This is a genomic window from Microvirga pakistanensis (assembly GCF_004458765.1).
Classification (GTDB): domain Bacteria; phylum Pseudomonadota; class Alphaproteobacteria; order Rhizobiales; family Beijerinckiaceae; genus Microvirga; species Microvirga pakistanensis.
The window spans coordinates 1-223 of record NZ_SPJX01000579.1 but is presented as its reverse complement, the minus strand read 5'-3'; the positions used below and the strand labels follow the sequence as shown (position 1 = coordinate 223).

Here is a 223-nt window from a genome sequence, read left to right as displayed (position 1 = left end):
GGTCTGGCCGCACGACAACGCGCTGATCGCCTTGGGCCTCGCCCGCTACGGCTTCAAGCGGGAGGTAGCCCGGATCTTCGACGGTCTGTTCCACGCCTCTGTCTACATCGATTTGCGGCGGCTGCCGGAACTGTTCTGCGGCTTTCCGCGCCGACGCGGCCAAGGACTGACATTCTACCCGGTCGCCTGCGCCCCACAGGCCTGGGCGGCCGCAACGCCGCTG

General features: G+C 68.2%; 1 pseudogene. It reads left to right on the top strand.

Annotated features, from left to right (window positions below):
• Positions 1–223 (top strand): annotated as a pseudogene (locus E4K09_RS23860) (amylo-alpha-1,6-glucosidase); the annotation flags it as partial.